Annotated in this window: 16 protein-coding genes; 6 read left to right on the forward strand and 10 right to left on the reverse strand. The window is 44.9% G+C overall.

Annotated features, from left to right (window positions below):
* Window positions 1–16: 16 nt before the first annotated feature.
* A complete protein-coding gene (locus R7P67_RS10035) occupies window positions 17–391 on the forward strand; it encodes a hypothetical protein (RefSeq protein WP_213973217.1) in 375 nt (124 codons plus the stop codon).
* Between the two features lie 94 nt (window positions 392–485).
* On the opposite strand, the gene R7P67_RS10040 is transcribed toward R7P67_RS10035, so the two are convergent.
* The gene (locus R7P67_RS10040; protein WP_025766683.1) at window positions 486–1,070 is read right to left on the reverse strand and encodes an FMN-dependent NADH-azoreductase; all 585 of its coding nucleotides are present in this window, start codon (window positions 1,068–1,070) and stop codon (window positions 486–488) included.
* Between the two features lie 185 nt (window positions 1,071–1,255).
* Between R7P67_RS10040 and hrpA the strand changes: the two genes are divergently transcribed.
* The 5 genes from hrpA (at window position 1,256) to R7P67_RS10065 (ending at window position 9,078) form a co-directional block, all read left to right on the forward strand.
* Window positions 1,256–5,242: an ATP-dependent RNA helicase HrpA gene (gene hrpA / locus R7P67_RS10045; protein ID WP_182016382.1), complete on the forward strand. Its 3,987-nt coding sequence runs from the start codon at window positions 1,256–1,258 to the stop codon at window positions 5,240–5,242.
* A 182-nt stretch (window positions 5,243–5,424) separates the two neighbouring features.
* A complete protein-coding gene (locus R7P67_RS10050; RefSeq protein WP_021033871.1) occupies window positions 5,425–5,904 on the forward strand; it encodes an outer membrane beta-barrel protein in 480 nt (159 codons plus the stop codon).
* A 199-nt stretch (window positions 5,905–6,103) separates the two neighbouring features.
* Window positions 6,104–6,619, forward strand: a complete 516-nt coding sequence (locus R7P67_RS10055; protein WP_005377661.1) for an outer membrane beta-barrel protein — start codon at window positions 6,104–6,106, stop codon at window positions 6,617–6,619.
* Window positions 6,620–6,981: 362 nt separating this feature from the next.
* Complete coding sequence (locus R7P67_RS10060) at window positions 6,982–8,562, forward strand: BCCT family transporter (protein WP_005377659.1); 1,581 nt, start codon at window positions 6,982–6,984, stop codon at window positions 8,560–8,562.
* A 126-nt stretch (window positions 8,563–8,688) separates the two neighbouring features.
* Window positions 8,689–9,078 carry an ATP-binding protein gene (locus tag R7P67_RS10065; RefSeq protein WP_005377656.1) on the forward strand — a complete coding sequence of 130 codons (390 nt, stop codon included), beginning with the start codon at window positions 8,689–8,691 and terminating at the stop codon, window positions 9,076–9,078.
* A gap of 19 nt (window positions 9,079–9,097) precedes the next feature.
* Here R7P67_RS10065 and R7P67_RS10070 read toward each other — a convergent pair whose 3' ends face one another.
* From R7P67_RS10070 to R7P67_RS10110, 9 genes are all read right to left on the reverse strand, one after another.
* Entirely contained in the window at window positions 9,098–9,736 is a 639-nt protein-coding gene (locus R7P67_RS10070) for a sugar transferase (RefSeq protein WP_005377654.1), read from the reverse strand.
* Window positions 9,737–9,746: 10 nt separating this feature from the next.
* Window positions 9,747–10,937 (reverse strand): glycosyltransferase family 2 protein, encoded by a 1,191-nt coding sequence (locus tag R7P67_RS10075; protein ID WP_205390867.1) that lies wholly within the window; start codon window positions 10,935–10,937, stop codon window positions 9,747–9,749.
* Entirely contained in the window at window positions 10,930–12,048 is a 1,119-nt protein-coding gene (locus R7P67_RS10080) for a glycosyltransferase (protein WP_262653736.1), read from the reverse strand. Before R7P67_RS10080 ends, R7P67_RS10075 begins: the two co-directional genes overlap by 8 nt.
* A 222-nt stretch (window positions 12,049–12,270) precedes the next feature.
* Window positions 12,271–13,704 carry a GumC family protein gene (locus R7P67_RS10085; protein ID WP_005377649.1) on the reverse strand — a complete coding sequence of 478 codons (1,434 nt, stop codon included), beginning with the start codon at window positions 13,702–13,704 and terminating at the stop codon, window positions 12,271–12,273.
* Window positions 13,701–14,825, reverse strand: coding sequence for a glycosyltransferase (locus R7P67_RS10090; protein WP_262653737.1), 1,125 nt, complete (start codon window positions 14,823–14,825; stop codon window positions 13,701–13,703). Before R7P67_RS10090 ends, R7P67_RS10085 begins: the two co-directional genes overlap by 4 nt.
* Before the next feature lie 115 nt (window positions 14,826–14,940).
* The gene (locus tag R7P67_RS10095; protein ID WP_162497020.1) at window positions 14,941–16,305 is read right to left on the reverse strand and encodes an O-antigen ligase family protein; all 1,365 of its coding nucleotides are present in this window, start codon (window positions 16,303–16,305) and stop codon (window positions 14,941–14,943) included.
* The gene (locus tag R7P67_RS10100) at window positions 16,302–17,732 is read right to left on the reverse strand and encodes a lipopolysaccharide biosynthesis protein (RefSeq protein WP_258641739.1); all 1,431 of its coding nucleotides are present in this window, start codon (window positions 17,730–17,732) and stop codon (window positions 16,302–16,304) included. Before R7P67_RS10100 ends, R7P67_RS10095 begins: the two co-directional genes overlap by 4 nt.
* On the reverse strand, window positions 17,725–18,897 hold the full coding sequence (locus R7P67_RS10105; RefSeq protein WP_213960874.1) for a glycosyltransferase: 1,173 nt from the start codon (window positions 18,895–18,897) through the stop codon (window positions 17,725–17,727). Before R7P67_RS10105 ends, R7P67_RS10100 begins: the two co-directional genes overlap by 8 nt.
* A gap of 11 nt (window positions 18,898–18,908) precedes the next feature.
* Window positions 18,909–20,093 carry a glycosyltransferase gene (locus tag R7P67_RS10110; protein ID WP_262653740.1) on the reverse strand — a complete coding sequence of 395 codons (1,185 nt, stop codon included), beginning with the start codon at window positions 20,091–20,093 and terminating at the stop codon, window positions 18,909–18,911.
* Window positions 20,094–20,129 lie beyond the last annotated feature (36 nt).

Genomic DNA, 20,129 nt, shown 5'->3' on the forward strand with positions numbered 1-20,129 from the left:
AATGATGAATAATACTATGCTACTTTCAACGAGAAATTTCGTATATCGTGCCAGAGTTAAGGCTGTTTGTGATGCATCTGATGAATCGGATGGCATGAGCACCATGAGTATCGACTCCTCATTCAATCTTCAAATTGAAGCGATAAATTGTACCAACGCTGAATTTGCCAAACGCTTTTTTGCCATTCACGGAGAAGGGCACTTGGAGGGCGATGAATGGTTGGTGTTGTACGTCAACTCTCTTGACGTTAAGGCGGGAGACAATATAGAAGTCCGTAGCGATGTCGCGTTTAATGCGATGATCGAGAATATGATAAGCGAAGCTGAGCGGTCTTTAGAAAAAGTCTACCTCGATGCAATACGCAACTTGGAGAAAGTGAATCGTTTTTGACGATGTTAGAGACCCTATAAATACGATCAAGGCATCAGGATCCAAAACGGGATTGGCGCGAACCAATCCCTTTTGTATTCTGGTTTATTCTAACTTACGCCATTGTTGCAAGTTGGCTTTGCGCTTCTGAAATGCCTTTTGCAGCCGCATCTTCACCCATGTTTAGCGCTTCTGCGTAAACAAATTCCACATCAGTGATTCCTACAAAACCCAGCACAGTGCGTAGGTATGGCGTAACGTTGTCAGTTGGTGAATCTTTATGAATACCACCACGAGTCGTTATTACAATCGCCTTTTTACCTTCAATCAAACCTTGAACGCCGTTTTCTGTGTATTTGAATGTCACGCCTGCACGAGCAATCAAATCAATCCAGTTTTTAAGCTGAGTCGGGATGGTAAAGTTGTACATTGGAGCGGCAATAACCAAAGTGTCTGCGGCCTTTACTTCTTCAATAAGGGTGTCAGACAAGTCGACCACCGCTTGCTGTTCTTGTGAAAGATCTTCCGTAGCGCGCAGTGCAGTCGCAACGGCGAAGTCCAAAACAGGTAGCGGGTTTGCAGCCAAATCACGAACAGTAAGCTTGTCTTGGTCTACATTTTTGATGAAGTCTTCAACCAATTTGTTTGATTGAGAGTAATCGCCAAGGATGCTTGATTTTAGAGCTAGTACACGAGACATAATGGTTATTCCTTAAATAAGTGCTTTCGACTATGGGAGCCATTATAAGCAACGTAAGTGAGTTCAAAAGCCTAGCGATTCGCTGAACATGTTCGAAAAAATTGAATGAGCTTTCGGTTATCTTGTTACAGATCTTGTGTGATACAATCCGCGCAGTTTTTGTAATGAAAAGAATAGGAAACGCTTTGACTTCGTCACAGCCCCCAAAAAAGAATCTAGCTGAAGAGCAAGCGACACCGTCAAATGGTGCACAAAAAGCGACAGCGAAACAAGCTCAAACACCTCAGGCTCAAGTGAATAGCGCGGCATCTCTGCGTAAAGCGCTGAATCAGTGCATGATGCGTGACCGTTTCCGCTTGAGTAAACGTATTTCTGGTGCAAGCAAAATTAAGAAGGACGCAGCGCGTAATGCTGTGTTCGACGAAATCGCATTAGACATCGCAAAATCCATGATGGTTGCAGAGCAGCGCAGCAACTACAAACCAACGATTGAATACCCAGAAATCCTGCCTGTAAGCCAAAAACGCGACGATATTGCGAAAGCGATCGAAGAAAACCAAGTGGTTATCGTCGCGGGTGAAACCGGTTCAGGTAAAACCACTCAGCTACCAAAAATCTGTGCTGAGCTTGGTCGCGGTAAATTTGGTCTGATTGGCCATACTCAGCCTCGTCGTCTTGCAGCGCGTTCGGTTGCTAACCGTATTGCCGAAGAGATGGAAACCAAGCTTGGTGAGTTTGTTGGTTACAAGGTTCGATTCAACGATCAGATCTCTGAAAATACCCAAATCAAATTGATGACGGACGGTATCTTGTTGGCTGAAATTCAGCATGACCGTTTCTTGAATCAATACGACACCATCATTATCGATGAAGCGCACGAGCGCAGCCTCAACATCGATTTCATCTTGGGTTACTTGAAAGAGTTGCTACCACGTCGTCCTGATTTGAAAGTAATCATCACGTCGGCAACCATCGACCCAGAACGCTTCTCAAAACACTTCAACAATGCACCAATCATTGAAGTATCGGGTCGTACTTACCCAGTAGAAACACGTTACCGCCCACTAAGCGGTGATGACGACAATGATCGTGACCAGCTTGAAGGCATCTTCGAAGCGGTAGATGAACTGTGCGATGAAGGTTTAGGTGACATCCTGATTTTCATGAACGGTGAACGTGAAATCCGTGATACCGCAGATGCATTGTCCAAACGTAATCTGAAGAGCACGGAAATTGTGCCGCTTTACGCGCGTTTGTCGGCAGGTGAGCAGAATAAGATTTTCCAACCTCACACTGGTCGCCGAATTGTACTGGCAACCAACGTAGCAGAAACCTCGCTAACCGTTCCGGGTATTAAATATGTTATCGACCCGGGCACGGCGCGTATCAGTCGATACAGTTACCGTACTAAGGTTCAGCGTCTTCCAATCGAGCCAGTTTCTCAGGCGAGTGCGAACCAGCGTAAAGGTCGTTGTGGTCGTGTGGAAGAGGGTATCTGTATTCGTCTGTACTCAGAGGAAGATTTTGAGTCACGCCCAGAGTTTACTGATCCTGAAATCCTGCGTACCAATCTAGCGTCGGTTATCTTGCAAATGACGGCACTTGGTTTGGGTGATATTCAAGCGTTTCCGTTTGTGGAAGCACCGGATAAACGTAACATCCAAGACGGCGTGCGTTTGCTGGAAGAGCTTGGTGCGATTAACTCTGAGGTAAAAGACCCGAAAAAGCGCCTGACTTCCATTGGTCGCCAATTAGCGCGTTTGCCAATCGATCCGCGCTTGGCGCGTATGGTATTGGAAGCGCCAAAATATGGTGCGCTTAAAGAAGTGATGATCATTGCAGCGGCCTTGTCGATTCAAGATCCACGCGAACGTCCTTCAGATAAACAACAATCGTCAGACGATAAACATCGTCGCTTCTTCCATGAAGAGTCGGACTTCCTGACATTTGTTAATTTGTGGGAATACATCCAAAAGCAGCAAAAAGCCTTGTCTAGCAATCAGTTCCGCAAACAGTGTAAGCAAGACTATTTGAACTACTTGCGCGTTCGCGAGTGGCAAGACGTGTACTTCCAAATTCATCAGTCGATGCGTGAGATGGAGTTCAAGCTTAACGATGAGCCCGCTTCTTACCATGGCGTACACAGTGCCATTTTGGTTGGTTTGCTGTCGCACATCGGCATGAAAGACCAAGAAAAGAATGAATATCAAGGCGCGCGTAACGCTCGCTTTCATATCTTCCCAGCATCGGGGTTATTCAAGAAACAACCTAAATGGATTATGTCAGCCGAGCTGGTGGAAACCTCAAAGCTTTGGGGTCGTATCATCGCAAAGATTCAACCAGAATGGATTGAGCCGTTAGCTAAACACCTTATTAAGCGCAGTTACAGCGAACCGCATTGGTCGAAGAAACGCGCTGCGGTGATGGCGCACGAGAAAGTCATGCTTTACGGCGTACCAATCGTACCGAAACGCTTGGTCAACTACGGCAGTATCGATTCAACCGTAAGTCGCGAAATCTTCATTCGTAGTGCATTGGTTGAGGGTGAATGGGAAACCAAACACGCGTTCTTTAAGCAAAACCGTAAGCTTCTGCAAGAAGTGGAAGAGCTTGAACACAAATCTCGTCGTCGTGACATCTTGGTGGATGATGATGAGCTGTTTGATTTCTATGATCAACGCGTTGGCACCGAAGTGGTGTCTGGTAAGCATTTCGATACGTGGTGGAAAAAGGCATCTAAAGAAAATCCGGAACTGCTGAACTTTGAAAAAGAGATGCTGTTCAAGGGTGATGCTAGCCATGTGACCGATTTGGATTACCCGAACTTCTGGCATCAAAATGGTTTGAAGCTCAAATTGAGTTACCAATTTGAACCAGGCGATGATAGTGACGGTGTCACAGTGCATTTGCCGTTGCCGATTTTAAACCAAGTTGAACCAGCGGGTTTTGATTGGCAGATCCCAGGTTTACGCCATGAGCTTGTGGTCAGCTTGATTAAATCGTTGCCAAAGACAATTCGTAAGAACTTTGTGCCTGCGCCAAACTATGCCGATGCATTCTTAGCACGCGTTACGCCAATGGAAGCGCCGCTGCTAGATTCATTAGAGAAAGAGTTGCGACGCATGACGGGCGTAGAGGTACTGCGGGAAGACTGGAACTTGGAACAAGTACCTGAGCACTTGAAAGTCACGTTCCGCGCGGTTGATCATCGAAATCGTAAACTGAAGGAACATAAAGACCTTCATGAACTGAAAGAAAGTTTGAAAGACAAAGTTCAAGAAACGCTTTCCAAAGTTGCGGATGACGATATCGAACAGCAAGGTCTGCATACGTGGAGTTTTGGCGAATTGCCGAAAGTGTATCAACAAAAACGTGGCGGCTACGATGTAAAAGCGTATCCGGCGCTTGTTGATAGCAAAGACAGCGTTGAAATCAAACTCTACGAAACGGAGTACGAGCAGATAACGGCAATGCGTGCTGGTCAGCGTCGTTTGATTTTGTTGAATGTGCCGTCTCCAATTAAATATTTGCACGCTAACTTACCGAACAAATCGAAGTTGGGGTTGTATTTTAACCCTTACGGCAAAGTGCTTGATCTGATAGATGACTGCATTGCCTGCGGTGTCGATAAGCTTATTGAAGAGCAGGGTGGTTTAGTTTGGGAGCCAGAGAAGTTCGAAGCGTTGAAAGAACACGTTCGTGCTGAATTGGGTGACACCGTTGTAGAGATCGCTCAACAGGTTGAGACTATTCTGACCACGGCGTTTAGCATCAATAAGAAGCTAAAAGGCAAGATCGACTTCACAATGGCGTTTGCTCTGTCCGATATCAAAGCACAAATTGAAGGCTTGATCTTCAAAGGCTTTGCAACGGAATGTGGCTGGAAACGCTTGCCGGATATTCTTCGCTACATGCGTGCGATAGAGCGCCGTATGGAGAAGTTGCCTATCGATCCAAACAAAGATCGTTTACATATGCTGAAGATTGAATCTGTGACTCAAGACTATAAAGAGTTGCTGAACAAGATCCCGAAAGGTGTGGCTATTCCTGAAAATGTAAAAGAAGTGCGTTGGATGATTGAAGAACTTCGCGTGAGTTACTTTGCTCAACAATTAGGCACTCCTTATCCTGTTTCTGATAAACGAGTCAAAAACGCGATTGATGCTTGCTAATCAACCAGTAAAATAGTGTCAGATTTGTAATTATCGCTTAAGAAGTTGCTGGTACACTAATTGCTAGTAACTCAATAAGCATTATTTTTTAGTTCTGGGAGGCAATAGTTCGCCTCCCTTTATTTGTAGTACCAACGACTGAGTTATGCAGACGTGGGAATAATAAAGAGTAAAGGTAGATGATGAAAAAAACTCTATTAGCAGTGGCGCTACTTGGCGCATCTTCTGCGGCAATGGCGGATTCTTGGATTTACGGTGGTGCAACAGTAGGTCAGTCTGACTACAAAGGTGAGACGGACACATCATACTCTGTTCACGTTGGTACAGGCATTCTACCTATCATTGGTGTTGAAGCTGGTGTAACACAGCACGGTGAGTTCAACGTAAATGGTCAGGACACTAAGCTAACTTCTTACTACGCAGCACTTAAGCCAAGCATCGACTTCGGTCCGCTACACGTGTACGCAAAAGGTGGTTTCCATCAGTGGGACAAAAAAGTGAAAGGCGGCAAAGACGATGACGATTTGGACCTAATGTACGGTGTGGGTGCTGAGTACTTCATTTTTGGCCCAATGTCTGTTGGTGCTAGCTACATGAACTACACTGCTGGTAAAGACGATATCAGCACGTTCTCTGTTAACGCAACACTACATTTCCTATAAGCGTCAAGCTTTCTAACACCATATGAAACACACCGGCTTTATGTCGGTGTTTTTTTGTCTGGAAGTCACAAAACAAAAGTTGAACATAAATTATTCACTTTTAGAGTCTTAAAATGCCTATGCTTTCCAATATATAGTGGCGATTAAATGCGCATATTTGCGTAATGTTTCGCTTAGGAATCGATCAGGAAGGGATAGTATGAAAAAAACACTCTCGTTATTCGCTCTAACGTTGTGCTCAACGTCAGCAATGGCTGACTCTTGGATTTACGCTGGTGGCCAAATTGGTCAGTCCGATATCGACAGCGAAAATGATACAACTTATGGTATTCATGTCGGTACTGGTATTTTGCCGTTCATTGGCATTGAAGCAGGCTACTTTAATCACGGCAAAGTGGATTTATCTTTGAGTGGCAGCAGGGGTAGTGCTGATTTTGATTCATTCTATTTAGCGGCGAAACCTAGTATCGACTTCGGCCCGTTACACGTTTACGCAAAAGGCGGCATCAATGCATTCAACGTTGATTATGACGGCGGACTGAGAAACTTAGACAAAGATGATGGCGTCTCTTACATGTATGGTGTTGGTGCCGAATACTTCTTGCTTGACAATGTGTCTGTGGGCGCAAGTTATCAAGCGTTTGGCGTGGATATTGAAGGCGATAGCGATACCGTTAGCAGCGTAACAGGGAACATCACCTTCCATTTCTTATAACGCTCGCTGGATGAAAGGTTTGCTGATTTGGTTTCGTCGTTAATTGTGAAACCAAATCAGCGCAGGTCTTCTCTATTTGCGCAGTGACTGGCTATGAACTTAAGTCTTTCTTGTGTCTTTTCTAGTCTACAACCTACGACAAAATCAATCGTTAGACCTCATAATTTTTGTGTTGATATTATCTCCCCTTCATCTGTCTCGAATTGAGCTTAAAATGCAATAAATCACGACTTTTTGCAAAAATATGTGATTGCTGCTAAAATTCGTCCCGCTTTAAAACTTTAGAGTTCAAATTAATGGAGGGCGGTATTGGAGTTCTTCTCACCTGAGGGGCGTTTCAAATTCACGTTAAATTTGTATTTATGGATAATGCATTTAAAAAATATAGTATTGATACAACCGATTATCAGGTTGGACAGGATAACGTTCAAAAGTGGGGATTCGATATACATAACCCGGTTTTTGGCATTAGTGCGGGGCTCGTTGTTTTCTGTCTGATTTCACTTCTTCTTGTTGAGCCAACCACTGCTCGTGACGTATTAAACGGTCTAAAAAACGGAATTATCGAACAGTTTGATGCGTTCTTTATGTGGTCGACAAACTTCTTCTTATTGTTCGCCGTTGCTCTTCTTTTTTCTCCGCTAGGTAAAATCCGCTTAGGAGGCAAAGAAGCAACGCCGGATCACTCAACCGTTTCTTGGTTGTCGATGCTTTTCGCCGCGGGTATGGGTATTGGTCTTCTGTTCTGGAGTGTGGCTGAGCCGACCGCGTATTTCACTGATTGGTGGGGAATGCCACTTAACGCAGTACCATACACCGAAGAAGCAAAATCCCTCGCGATGGGTGCCACTATGTTCCACTGGGGTGTACATGGTTGGAGTATTTACGCACTCGTTGCACTAGCATTAGCGTTTTTTGCCTTTAACAAAGGTTTACCACTTTCATTGCGCGCGGCGTTCTATCCAATTTTTGGTGACCGTGCATGGGGTTGGTTAGGTCACGTTATTGATATCCTTGCCGTTTTGTCGACGCTATTTGGTCTTGCAACGTCGCTAGGTCTAGGTGCTCAGCAGGCGACCAGTGGTATTAACCATGTCTTTGGTCTAGAAGGCGGCATTGGTACACAAATGATTGTGATCACCTTCGTTACCTTTATCGCGGTGTTATCAGTGATTCGTGGTATTGATGGTGGTGTTAAGCTACTGAGTAACGTCAATATGGTGGTTGCGTTTGCGCTGCTTATTTTCATTACCTTCATCACGTTTGATACGGCGTGGAGCTCGCTACGCGACACAACAATGGCTTACATTGAAAATATTATTCCATTGAGTAACCCTCACGGTCGTGAAGATGAAACTTGGATGCACGGCTGGACGGTATTCTACTGGGCTTGGTGGGTATCTTGGTCACCGTTTGTTGGTATGTTTATCGCGCGTGTGTCTAAAGGTCGTACGGTTCGAGAATTCTTATTCGCAGTCATCGTTATTCCTACAGTTGTTACTTTGATTTGGATGTCTGTGTTTGGTGGTATCGCACTTGACCAAGTGGTGAATAAAGTTGGTGAGCTAGGTGCAAATGGCCTAACTGATATTTCATTGACTCTGTTCCATGTTTACGATGCGCTTCCGTATAGCTCAGTGATTTCAATGCTTTCTATCGTGCTGATTCTGGTATTCTTTATTACATCGTCAGACTCTGGCTCGCTGGTTATCGATAGTATTACCGCCGGTGGTAAGATTGATGCACCAGTACCGCAACGCATTTTCTGGGCGTGTATTGAAGGTGCAATTGCAGCCGTAATGCTTTGGGTTGGTGGTAAAGAAGCCCTGCAAGCATTGCAATCAGGCGTTGTTGCAACAGGATTACCGTTTACTTTTGTTCTGCTGTTGATGTGCGTAAGTTTGGTGAAAGGGTTAAGAACAGAACTGCCAGCTTACAAATAAATACAACACGATCCATGATTGAGTTTAAATGCCGAGCCTAATGTGCTCGGCATTTTTTATTTCTACTTTTCTTTTCCAATAATTTCGTTACAGTTTAGGCTTATTCCCACCTCATTAAACTGCATTATGTCACTGGCTAAACTCATTCTTATTCGTGGACTTCCGGGTTCAGGTAAAACAACCTTAGCAAAACAACTAGCGATAGAGCTTGGTGCTAAGCATTTTGAAGCTGACATGTATTTTGAAAATGATGAAGGTGATTATCACTTTGAACCGGTTCAATTACCTCAAGCGCATGAGTGGTGTTTTCAGCAAACTAGAAAGTGGTTGAACAAAGGGAGAGTCGTGATTGTGAGCAATACGTTTGTTCGACATTGGGAGATGAAGCGTTACATGGACTACTGCATGAAGAAGCGCATCGAGGTGGAAATTAAAGTGTGCCACGGAGCGTATCAAAGCATTCATGACGTGCCACCAGCGACGATAGAAAAGATGCGACGCCAGTGGCAAGAGTGACCGTTACCAGAACCGGAAGTTATTGACCTCGTCCGTCAATCATCACAACGAATGTTTTGCTCATGATTGAAAGGTCCATTGAAATCCAAGAGTAAAACGAACCTAAGCTTAGTGCGTAACTGTGGTCAAACCCAACTTTGCGTCTTACATCCTCAATGCATGCATCATAGCCTTGGTTAACCTGAGCTAAGCCTGTGATACCCGGTAACACGCCATATGTGCGCTCTACAAAATAGGGGATTTCATCTTCTAATTTCTGGTAGAAAGCTGGGCGTTCTGGGCGCGGCCCAATCATCGACATTTCACCTCTCAACACATTAAACAGTTGAGGTAGTTCATCTAAACGCGTTTTGCGTAAAAAGCGTCCTACTGGCGTGATGCGGGGATCATTTTCAGTTGCCCATACTGCGCCAGAGCGTTGCTCTGCATCAATATACATGGTGCGAAACTTCATGATTTGAAAAAGATCCATTTTTTCTGGTGTGCAGCGTCCTACTCGCAATTGGCGATAAATCACAGGGCCTTTCGATGTGGTTTTGATCGCTAGCGCGATAAATGGGAATAGTGGTGCAGTGACGACCAAAATAAGCATTGCAACCAGTACATCAAACGTTCTTTTTGCGTGGCATACATTTGAATCGTAGCGTGAGTTTTTCATGATGCTTTCCTTATTGGTTGACGCGTTTCCAACGTCCATTTTCCATTCCGAGCAAATACTTCATACCGCCGATAAAGTTGGCGAGATGACCAATGACGATGTAGCTAATCAGCTTAAAAGGTTTAATAGTGTTAAGTGCTGGCATTAAGTAAGTAATAAGCGCGATGCTGTAAATACCAACTTGTGCGAACAGCATTACTTGAAACAGCGGATTGTGTGCCAGTAGTAGTGAGCAAATAAAGCAAACAATCATCAAATAGGGTGTTGCTAAGCGCAGAACCTTTCCCGATAGAAATGCAAAGGCAGTGCCACGATAGCGAGGTAGCAGTAATTTCTTTAATTGCATGAGCTGCTGCATGTTACCTGCTGAAATTCTTAGGCGTCGTTTGAAATCTGCGTCATCTGAGCTTTGTTCGAGCTCAAGCGCCAGCATGTTTGGCTCGTAAATAGCGCTATAGCCTCGCAAAACGATTCTCATAGGGAGAATAAAGTCGTCATTAATGGTGCTAACTTCCAGTGGTTCAAATAAGTGAGTTCTGAAAGTGTAAAACGCACCGTGGGAACCAATCGTTGAACCTAACAAGGATTCTTGGTGCTTTACTCGAGACTGGTATTGCCAATACGCCGCTTCACCTTGGTTATCAGTGCTCATTATTTGATATGTTGCGTTAACCACTCCAACGTTCTCATTTTGATAATGCTGACTAGCTAGCAACAGAGAATCGCAAGAAATCAATGCCGACGTGTCACTCAGTGCGGTAATGTCCGAGCTAACATGACGCATTTCTTCGTTGAGTAGGGCAACTTTACCGCGATTGACTTGGTGATCATTAATAATGAACAGAGTATCAGAGCAGATTGCTTCTTGAATTGTCGCTTGAGCAATCTCGGCTGTGTTATCTGTGCAGCCATCACATGCGATCACTACTCTTAATTTATCCCTCGGGTAATCTAGGCTCGCAAGGTTACGGATCTTCTCTGCTATCCATTGTTCTTCATTGTAGGCGGGCACGATGACAGTAATAGAGGGTAGCTGGTTATCTGTTTTGGAGGCTTTGTAAGCTCGCTCTACAAATGGTGCTTTGGTTTCGGCTTGCCGTTTTAAAGGAAGCCATTTAAGGAGCAGTGGGTACCCAACGTGATGATAGACAATCAAAAATGCGGATAAACCAAACCCTATAATCCAAAGTAAATCATTCATAGCTAGCCTCCTTGGCCAAACGTGAGTAGCGACTCACCATGTCTCTGATATCAAAGTGTTTGAGAATAAAAGTTCGAGGAGAACGGTGTGATGATTCCAGTTGTTGTGATAACGCTTCTGCCAACGAAAACACGCGATTTGCTTCAACCAGTGTGCTGTTGTTCGGACAGAGCGTCTCTTTCACGCCGCCAACATCCGTTGCGACGCAAGGAATGTCACATGCTTGAGCCTCGAGGGTTGAGAGAGGAAAGCCCTCTTGAAGTGATGGTAAGCAAAACAAGTCTAGGCTTTGGTAAAAGCTGGGCATATCGTCGACCAAGCCTAAAAAGGTTACTCGATCTTCAAGTTTTAACGTTCTAACTTGTGCTTCCAATTGAGCTCGCTGAGAACCATCTCCAGCAATGGCTAGGTGTGTGTTTGGCGTAAGATGAGAGAATGCTTCGATAAGCACTTTATGGCCTTTAACTGCTTCTAGACGCCCGGCAACGCCAATCACGATTTTGTCGGTTGGAAGTTCAAACAAGTGTCTTGTTGCCGTTTGGTCACCGCTTTTAAACTTCTGACAGTCAATCCCGTTATGGATAGTACAAACTTTGCGATACTTTAACTTAGTCTGTATTTGATGGGCGACAAAGTTAGCATCGGCAACTACTTGCGGGCGAATCATCGTTAGCAAAAGGGACTGCAGTCGAGCTGATTTTTTGTTATTAAGGTGCCATGCGTCGTGCTCGGTATGAATCACTACAGGTACGTGCGCTAAACGTGCAGCAATACCACCATACAGAAGTGGGCCGATATGATGGGTGTGGACCACGTCAGGCTTAAGTCCTTTGAGCATGGTAGTCAGCGTACTGATGGTTTTTCCGCTGAATCCAGGTTTCTTATTAAGAAAGTGCAGTTGGCCTTGGTAGGGCAATAGTTTTTGCCAGCCTTGTAGTGCATGTTCTTTGCTTCCTTCTAAGCTCACGACAAAAACGGAATGGTTTGGCTGCGCAAAACGAAGCATTTCTAGTACGAGCGTTTCTAAACCACCAGGAGCTAAGTGTTGCACGACGTGTAATATCACTTTTTTGCTGTGCTTAGTGTTATTGTGTTTTTGTCTGAATTCCATTTTCAAACCCTCGTTGAGTTCTTTGTTTATTTAGGAATTGCAGACTGCGTGCCAAAAAAATTAATCATTTAAAAACAATGGGTTAATATTGATGTTTGTGAGGCTTTATGTTTATTCTCAATTTGAGATTCATATTAGTGGACATGCTATGAGGCTGTATAAGGCAGTAGTAAAAGAAAAGCACTCGCCGACCGAGTGCTTGTAAATGAGTTCTTATGGCGGTTAGTTTCCGTACACTACGTTAGGTAAAGTGGTGATGACAGGAACACCAAGGTGTTTTTCTAATGCTCTTTTAGAGCGGATAGAGTTATCGGCTAACTCTAGTATCGTCGCTAATCCAATGCCTAAACCAGCGCCACCAATAAATCCTAAAATGACAAATACAAAACTAGGTAAGTTAGTTGGAATCGTTGGCGTGAACGGTTCATCAATGATTTTTACGCGCTTATTCTCTTCAAACTCTCCCAAAGAACCCGTTAGTTGGGCCATCTCATAGCGTTCGACGAGTTCATCATACATTTCTCTCTTCACTGCGACGTCACGAGCTAAGCGGTTGATTTCTGTCGCTGTGCTCCCAAATTGGTGCGCATTTCGCTCTAATTCTTGGATCATGTCTCGCAAGCTGTTGGTTTCTTCCGTAAGTGCTTCAAAACGTCCGCGCATCATTTGTAATTGATGTAGTTGGGAGACAAGTAGAGGCTGTGCTTCGCCAAGACTGTTTACTGTGGTATTGCTCGCGATATCCCATAGTTGAGCACTGTTTAGTTCTGGTTGTTTAGAGTTCAAGAGTACCGAGCGTTCCTGCTCCAACCGGTTTAATTCTCGCAACTTACCTTGCACTAAACTATGCGCCTCTGTGTATTTAGCGCGAAGCAGGGTAAGTTCACTACGAATGTCGATGATTTGCTCTTCCAGTTTACCGATAACCGGGTTCGTTTTGGATAGTTGTTGATCCAAACTGCCTAGACTTCGTGAAACACCAGCAAGCTCCGCCTCCTTTTCGGCTAGCGTTTGTTTGAGGCTAGCAAGGCGAGTAAGGCTTTGAGCTTGCATTTCGGGTGTCGCGTCTGAGTAAGTATTTTTATACTCTGCAAAAGCTTGTTCAGCCTTGTCTAGTTCTTCCCTGCGTTTGTTGATATGGATAGTCAAAAAATGACTCGAATCTTTAATCGAAGAACGCTCAGGAGCCAAAAGCTGTTCGACAAAATGCTCTCTGACAGAGAGCAGCATCGACTCCATTCCTTCTGATTTACCACTTTGCAATTGAATTTGAATGAAGTCTTTACCGAGTGGCTGAACAGACAGGCGCGACGCAAGATCTTTTATGATGAACTCTTGCTCTTTTGCACTCATCTCGTCATTGATCAGCGATTGTTCTTTTGCGACAGAATACAAAACGTGTCGGCTTTTTAGCAGAGTACTGAGTGCGCTCAATCGGTCTTTAAGCATTGTTGAGACGGCAAGGTCTTGAAGGAACGGGTTCATTTTCGCTGTCTCTTGAATAAGCATGCTGGTATGAGCAACATAAGTCGTCGGAACCAGTTTACTTACGATGAAACCCAGCACAGGCAAGACAAGCATAGGAATAACGATCATGTAGCGACGTCTCCAAGCTCCATGTAACAGTACGCTGAGGTTTTCTCTTAAATCGTTCATAGCGCCCTCACTAATTTATCAACTTGGTTGGCTCTTGCTTCCCAGCTTTGCTGTTGAACAAATGACTTTGAATCTGTTGGTGGCGGTAGGAGGTGATCGAGACTGGCACGCACGTCTTCGACATTTTGAACCACATGAAGCATATGTTTGTAGGGCATTAATGCAGGAAACGGTGTGCTGATAACAGGGGTTCCTGTTGCCAAGTACTCAAGAAGTTTAAGCGGATTACATGCCTTGATTTGAGCGTTATCAACAAAGGGCAACCAACTGGCATCCCAGTGTTGGGAGTAGCTTGGCAGAGTGTGATGCGCTCTCGGGCCCAGGTAGTATACGTTGCATCTTTGTGGAAGTGGATTATCACTGAACTCGTTAGGGCCGATGAACACGAGATCCCAGTCAGGCGCTTGGTCTGCGACTTGGGCAATTAAGTCGTAGTCTAACCATTCAGACAAACTGCCATAAAAGCCCAGCACTTTGCGACCATTATTAGGAAAATCTTCAGCCTTAGGTGCTGGCTCAGAAAACAGACTAACGTCGACACCGTGAGGCAAAGTGACGGTTTTACCAGATGGAAATTTGGTGGAGAGTGTTTCGCTTGCCGTAAAGATAACGCTGGCCGCATTAACAAGAGTACGTTCGTGCTTGGCCACCGTGTCGTGGTCAACACCAGCTAAAGCGCTAAAGTCATCGCCACAATAGTAAATCAGTCCACGTGGGTTCATTTCTGCACAAAGATCGGCAGCAGTCGGGAGCGACGTCCAAAATACAGGCTTATCAAAACCAAGAGCTTGTAATTGTTTGTTGAGTTGGTGTTTCATCATCTTAGCGGCCACTTTTCTTGCTAATGCAGAACTAGGGGCAGGAATGGTGAGCAAGTTGATGATGTGAATGTTTGGGTTTGTTTCAGAGTCCAATGTTGGCTTGTGTGAGCCTACGTTATGAAATACACGAGTGAGTTTGTTTAACGCACGCTGTATGTCTTTAGAATCCAGCTTAGGTTGACGAAGGCCAATGGAGTTCACCCAAAGGATTCGATGGTTCGCTGCTAGTTGCTTGACAATATGCTGAGTGGAAGAGGGTAGCCCACCAAAATCTTCTCCAAATACTACGATGTCCGTCATGTGGCTCTCCTTGAGTCTTGGTTATTTGATTACTAATTAAGTGAGTAATCACAATGCGTGCCAAGGAATTAGCCATTTTAAAACAGTGAGTTATGGGTTTTGTTTATGTTTGAAACTAGGATTTCTCATTTTGACAGTCACTTTGAACAATTCGGCTAACGACAACTGTTAATGCCGCTAGAATGTAAATTGGCCAGGTGAAACCTTGAGTCAGAAAAGTGCCTGATACGATGGTACCGATAAGCCCACTTAACACGGCGTTTGCTCCTACAGAGAGGGTGTAATCTGATTTTGGTGTCAACAATGAGATGGAATGCAAAGAGGTGCGGATCAATGACACAATTAAAGTAATGAACACCGCGAGCCCGACAAAACCCGTTTCTGCTAACACGCCAAACCAAGTACTATGGACGGCGTGGTTGATACCATCCCAGTGTGGGCTGTAGAAATAGTAATTAAAGTAAAAGTTATCTAGACCTACGCCAGTCAACGGGTGATGCAGCGCCATTTTAAATGCCGCTTCCCACGCATAAAGTCGCCCCATCGCAGAGGCATCTATACCATCCTCAGCTGCTCCCCCCGATTCTCGTCCTGAAATACCAGCGAATGCGTAGAGTACGATCGCTGCGATAGCGCCTAATACCAAGACTAATGTTTTGCTTTTGATGTGTTTAAAAGCAAAGTAGGCAAATACAGACAGTGAACCTAGTAACCCCCCGCGGCTCTGCGTCTCAATGATCGCAAAGAACAAAACCAAACAGGTGATAAGGGCAAAGAGTCTGAGATGCTTGGGGGAATGCTTCTCCATCAATTGACTAACGGTAAAGGCAAGGGGAAACATCAGCACTAGTGCCAAATCGTTAGGATCGCCAAGTACTGAACCTATGGATCGTCCTATTGACACGCGCGTTCCTTCGACTAAATCAATGCCATTCGCTGCGTTTTGTAATGCCACTAGACCAATCAATAATCCGGCGAAAATAATTGCTTTTGACATCTGTGCGAGCTGTGAAGGTTTAGTAATAAGCCAGGTGATGGCCAACGTCATAATGATGATTTTCCAATAGGTGTTTTTGAACACCGTTATTGCGATATCACGACTGGAAGCGAATATGATTCCGATGATCACCAGACCCCAAAATATACACAGCCACTTTAATGAAGGGTGCCAAAAAGCTGTAATCTGGCGGCTTATAAGAAGGTGAAAAGCGAGTGCGGCGAGTGCCCCCAATGATAACAGTAATGGGATCTTGAAGTTATAGATAACAGGAAAGGCTTCGTGAATACGAAAGAATGAAAAAATAACGAACAGTGTGACAAGCCAAAACGTTTGATTGAGAACAAACAGTAACGCGAGTGGTGCGAAACACAACGCAACAATCAAAATGGGATGAGGCATAACAACCCAAAGCAGGCCGATACCGACAGTGATCGTCAGTGCTGCGATGGACTGTTTTGTTCTCACCTTGGTTTCATTCATAACGAGTATCTCTTCACCTGTCCACGCCGTTTCACTATGTATCGAGTGAGAGCATTGAGCGTCTCTTTACTCATGTAGCGAGTGGCTATCCCTGCCAGCAAACTGCATGTCAAAATGCAAATTGCGATGGCGATGCCTATTGATTGTGAAGAGTGAAGCAGGAACAGTGCCACACCGGATATAATCTGTAATAAAACCATCAGACTTAGGTGGAAAGGCAACGTCATACATTGTTGGCCTACTACATAAGTCAGGCCCAGCTTACACAGTTGTGCGTAATAAAGCGCAATGAATACCCCATAAATACCCAGAGAAGATAAGCCAAACAGCAAAGCAATCGCAACGCACGCAGAGACGACATTTATACCCAGTAGCCAGCGAGTACGACGCTTGTACAAAATGGAGATGTTAATCAACTCACTCCATTCTTTTAACATGGCGATAGGTAGCAAGAATAAGCTGAATAGTACCGCCTCATGATAGGTTTCTGGCAGTAAGTAGGTGATCATCACCATTGCTAATGTGCCGACCACCACACTCAAACCTGTAATGTAAATCATACCTAAGTGTGTGATGCGCACTGCTTCAGTGTTCTTGCGTCCTTCTAAGTAGTTAAATCGACGTGGCATCCACCACATGCCAAATGGCTGCACTAAAATACACATGCCCACTGCAAATTTTACCGCTATCGCGTAAATCCCTAACGTCGCAAGAGAAGTGTTGGCACCAATGAACCAGCGTTCAGCGCCATTGAGACAAAATGCTACTAAACCGGCCATCATCATTGGTAGGCAGTAGTTTAGGTATTGTTTTGCCAATGTCAGTTTAGGAAGGGTGACATTGTAACGGTTAACGATGTGCAGCCAAACAAATTGAGTAATAGCAGCCAACAAGCCACCCCACAAAACAGAAATAACATGGGGATGAACAGACAGCGCCGCGACGATAAAAATGACCTGAAAAATGGTGGTAGTGACCATGACGTTAAGCAGAGTTCTTGCTTTGTCGTCTTGTGTTCTTAACCAGGCAGTGCCGATTGCAATACTGCCTTCTAGAACGATGGCAAACATAACAATAGCAAATTCGACTCGCGTAAAAGGCGCGGGAATGGGGGCGATTAAAATGATAGTGAGCAAGCTAAGAGCGACGACGCCAGCGATGAGTAAAGCAAGTGAGTACAGCTGGTTTAGTAGGGTTGTGCGCGTATTTTGATCCTTTTCAACGCCGACGAATCGATAAAGCGCTTCATGCAAAGCGAAACTGACGAACAAGGTCGTAACAACACCAAAGGTTGTTAGAAGCTCAAGCTTGCCCATTTGCTCTGGTGAGAGAAAGTGGGGCAATACAGGTAGCATGATTAGGCTGATGCTTTTATTGATCACTAAGGCGATAGCAAATAGCGTCATGTTGGTCATTGCTTTAGACATGGTCATATCCTTTGATGTCTCGCGGTGTCTTGAGTGCGCAATCATTGTTGGTAGCAATTTCGCTAGCAAGGTGCTGGGCGATTGGCAAATAACAACGTTCGGCTGTGTATAGTTGAGAAACATTTAGTGCTTCGATACCCATCGTTACTTTCATCCACGGCGATTCATTCAAAAGGCGAATTGCGTTGTGTAACGAAGCCACATTGTTAGGCGTGTATTTAATACAATTTCGGCCGTGAGTTAACACGCGGTCCCAATAACTATCATCATGTGGAATGACGACACACATACCTGCAGCGAGAGCCTCCAAAATAGATAACCCAAAAGGTTCGTTGAGACTGGTGGAAACAAACACACCACACTGTGAACGCAATTCATCTAAGTTGTTTGGGCATTCATGCCATTCAACACCTTGTGTGTTGAAGTCCGGTGTTGAATATTCCACACCTGCCACGTTAGGTTTGATGTAACACACGGTGGATTTGATCTTTTTCGACTCATCAAGTGTTAAAGCATCAAGCAAAAGATCGATGTTCTTCCATTTTAGTAAGCTAGCTGCCCAGAAAACGCGGCTTGAAATCGGATTCGCTTGTTTTGGCCAGCGATCTTTCGATAATCCATTAACAAACGTAGATGTATTCAAACCACACCAATAGCGTTCGGTGGCTGGCTTCTCTGTTTTGAGGTAGGCCTGTAATGCTTCTACCATTGATTCGCGGGTGTTTGCCAAGTAGTAAATTGCCGATGCTTTTACTAAGCAGTAGCCAGCAGATCTCGATCGTCCAATAGGGCCATGAACCATCTGTACCACAGGCTTTTTGCTAATTAATCGTAGTAAGTACAAAGGCATATCATTACTTGGGCAAGATAGGCCCAAAAAGCTATCTATCTTTGGAAGCTTCATGCACGCGTAGAGAAGTTGGAGAAAGTAGTAAGCGTTCATCAACCAGTAGGTCAGGCCATGAGTCGAGTTAAATGGTGACGGTTTTATTTTTATAACTTGCACACGCGGTGTATCACTAAGCAGTGACGCCCAATGCTCTGGATTTGTAGTGAGTAGGTAACCAATCACGCTCAGCTTATCGCACTGCTTAAGGAGCTCTGCATTCGCGATTTTGGATCCACCTTGCATTGGGATGGCGTCGAACATCAATACACGTTTCATGACCGGGCTCCTCAATTGATGCTCAACCAGCGTGAAAGAGGCTTCATGCAGTGAGTCATTGGCATTGGTGTAATGGCGTTGTTATTAAGTTCACCTTCGTAAATACGTTCAATAGCGTTGATAGATGCAGTCGTCGTTAAGTGCTGGCTAGCATGTAGGTAAGCGTTTTCCGCCAGCTTGTTTCTTAATGCCGCGTCTTGCATGACTTGTTGAATCGCGTTTAACAGGCTCGCCATTCCACTGTTCTGGTACAGCAATGCAGAGTGATTATGCTCGAACAACTCAGGAATGCCTCCCGTTTTAGGAGCCACGATAGGCAGTTGAGCTAAAGCCGCTTCCCCGAGCACGAGACCAAAGGCCTCTTCATAGGCGCCGCTAATAAAAGCGTCTGCATTACCACACATCCACGCTCCGGCATTGTGTTGCTCTCCGACAAAGTGCACTCGTTCTTGGATACCAAGATCTGCGGCAAGCTGTTGCAGTGCTTCTCTTTCTTCGCCGTCACCAACAATAACAAGGTGAGGGTTGTGGTGGTGGTAGTTGTGCATGCGCATTGCCCGAATAAGGCGGTCAAACCCTTTGCGCTTAATCAGCGAACCCACCGACAGAAAGGTAAAGGCCTGTGATGGGATTCCGAGGCGATCTTTAATGTCTATGGGTGTATCCACGCCTTGAAGTGACACGCCGTTGTGTACGACATGAAGTTGGTTTTGTGGGTAGCCGTCCTGAAGAATTTCGCGTCCAACATCTTTGCTAACGCAAATCAATTTTGGAGAGAGGTGAAGTCCGAGAGAGAAGCGATCGCGCAATGTATAATGGCAATGAAGTTGCGTGACAAGTGGTATATGATTCATGCGAGCAGCCAAACACATCCATTGACAAGGGCCGCCGCTATTGACGTGTACCAAGTCGATGTTGTGCTTTTCGATCAAATCTGAGCCTTGTTTGATAAGGCTATTCCAACCGCTAATATCCCAGCGCGGAGCGCTCCAACCACCCACCAAATTGAAGGCTGAATGTTGCGCTTCAATTCCGAGCGATTGGCACTTATCGATTAATGGTTGGCAGTTGGACCATACGAATGGCTCAAACTTATCGCGGTCGATTCCTGAAATGAGATCCAGAAGCACCACTTCACTGCCGCGAATCCAATTATCACCATAATGAACATATAGAATGCGTTTTGGCGTAGTCATAAGTCACCTCTGTCTCATCATTAATCTGCGTTAACT

Source organism: Vibrio sp. Vb0937 (assembly GCF_033338855.1).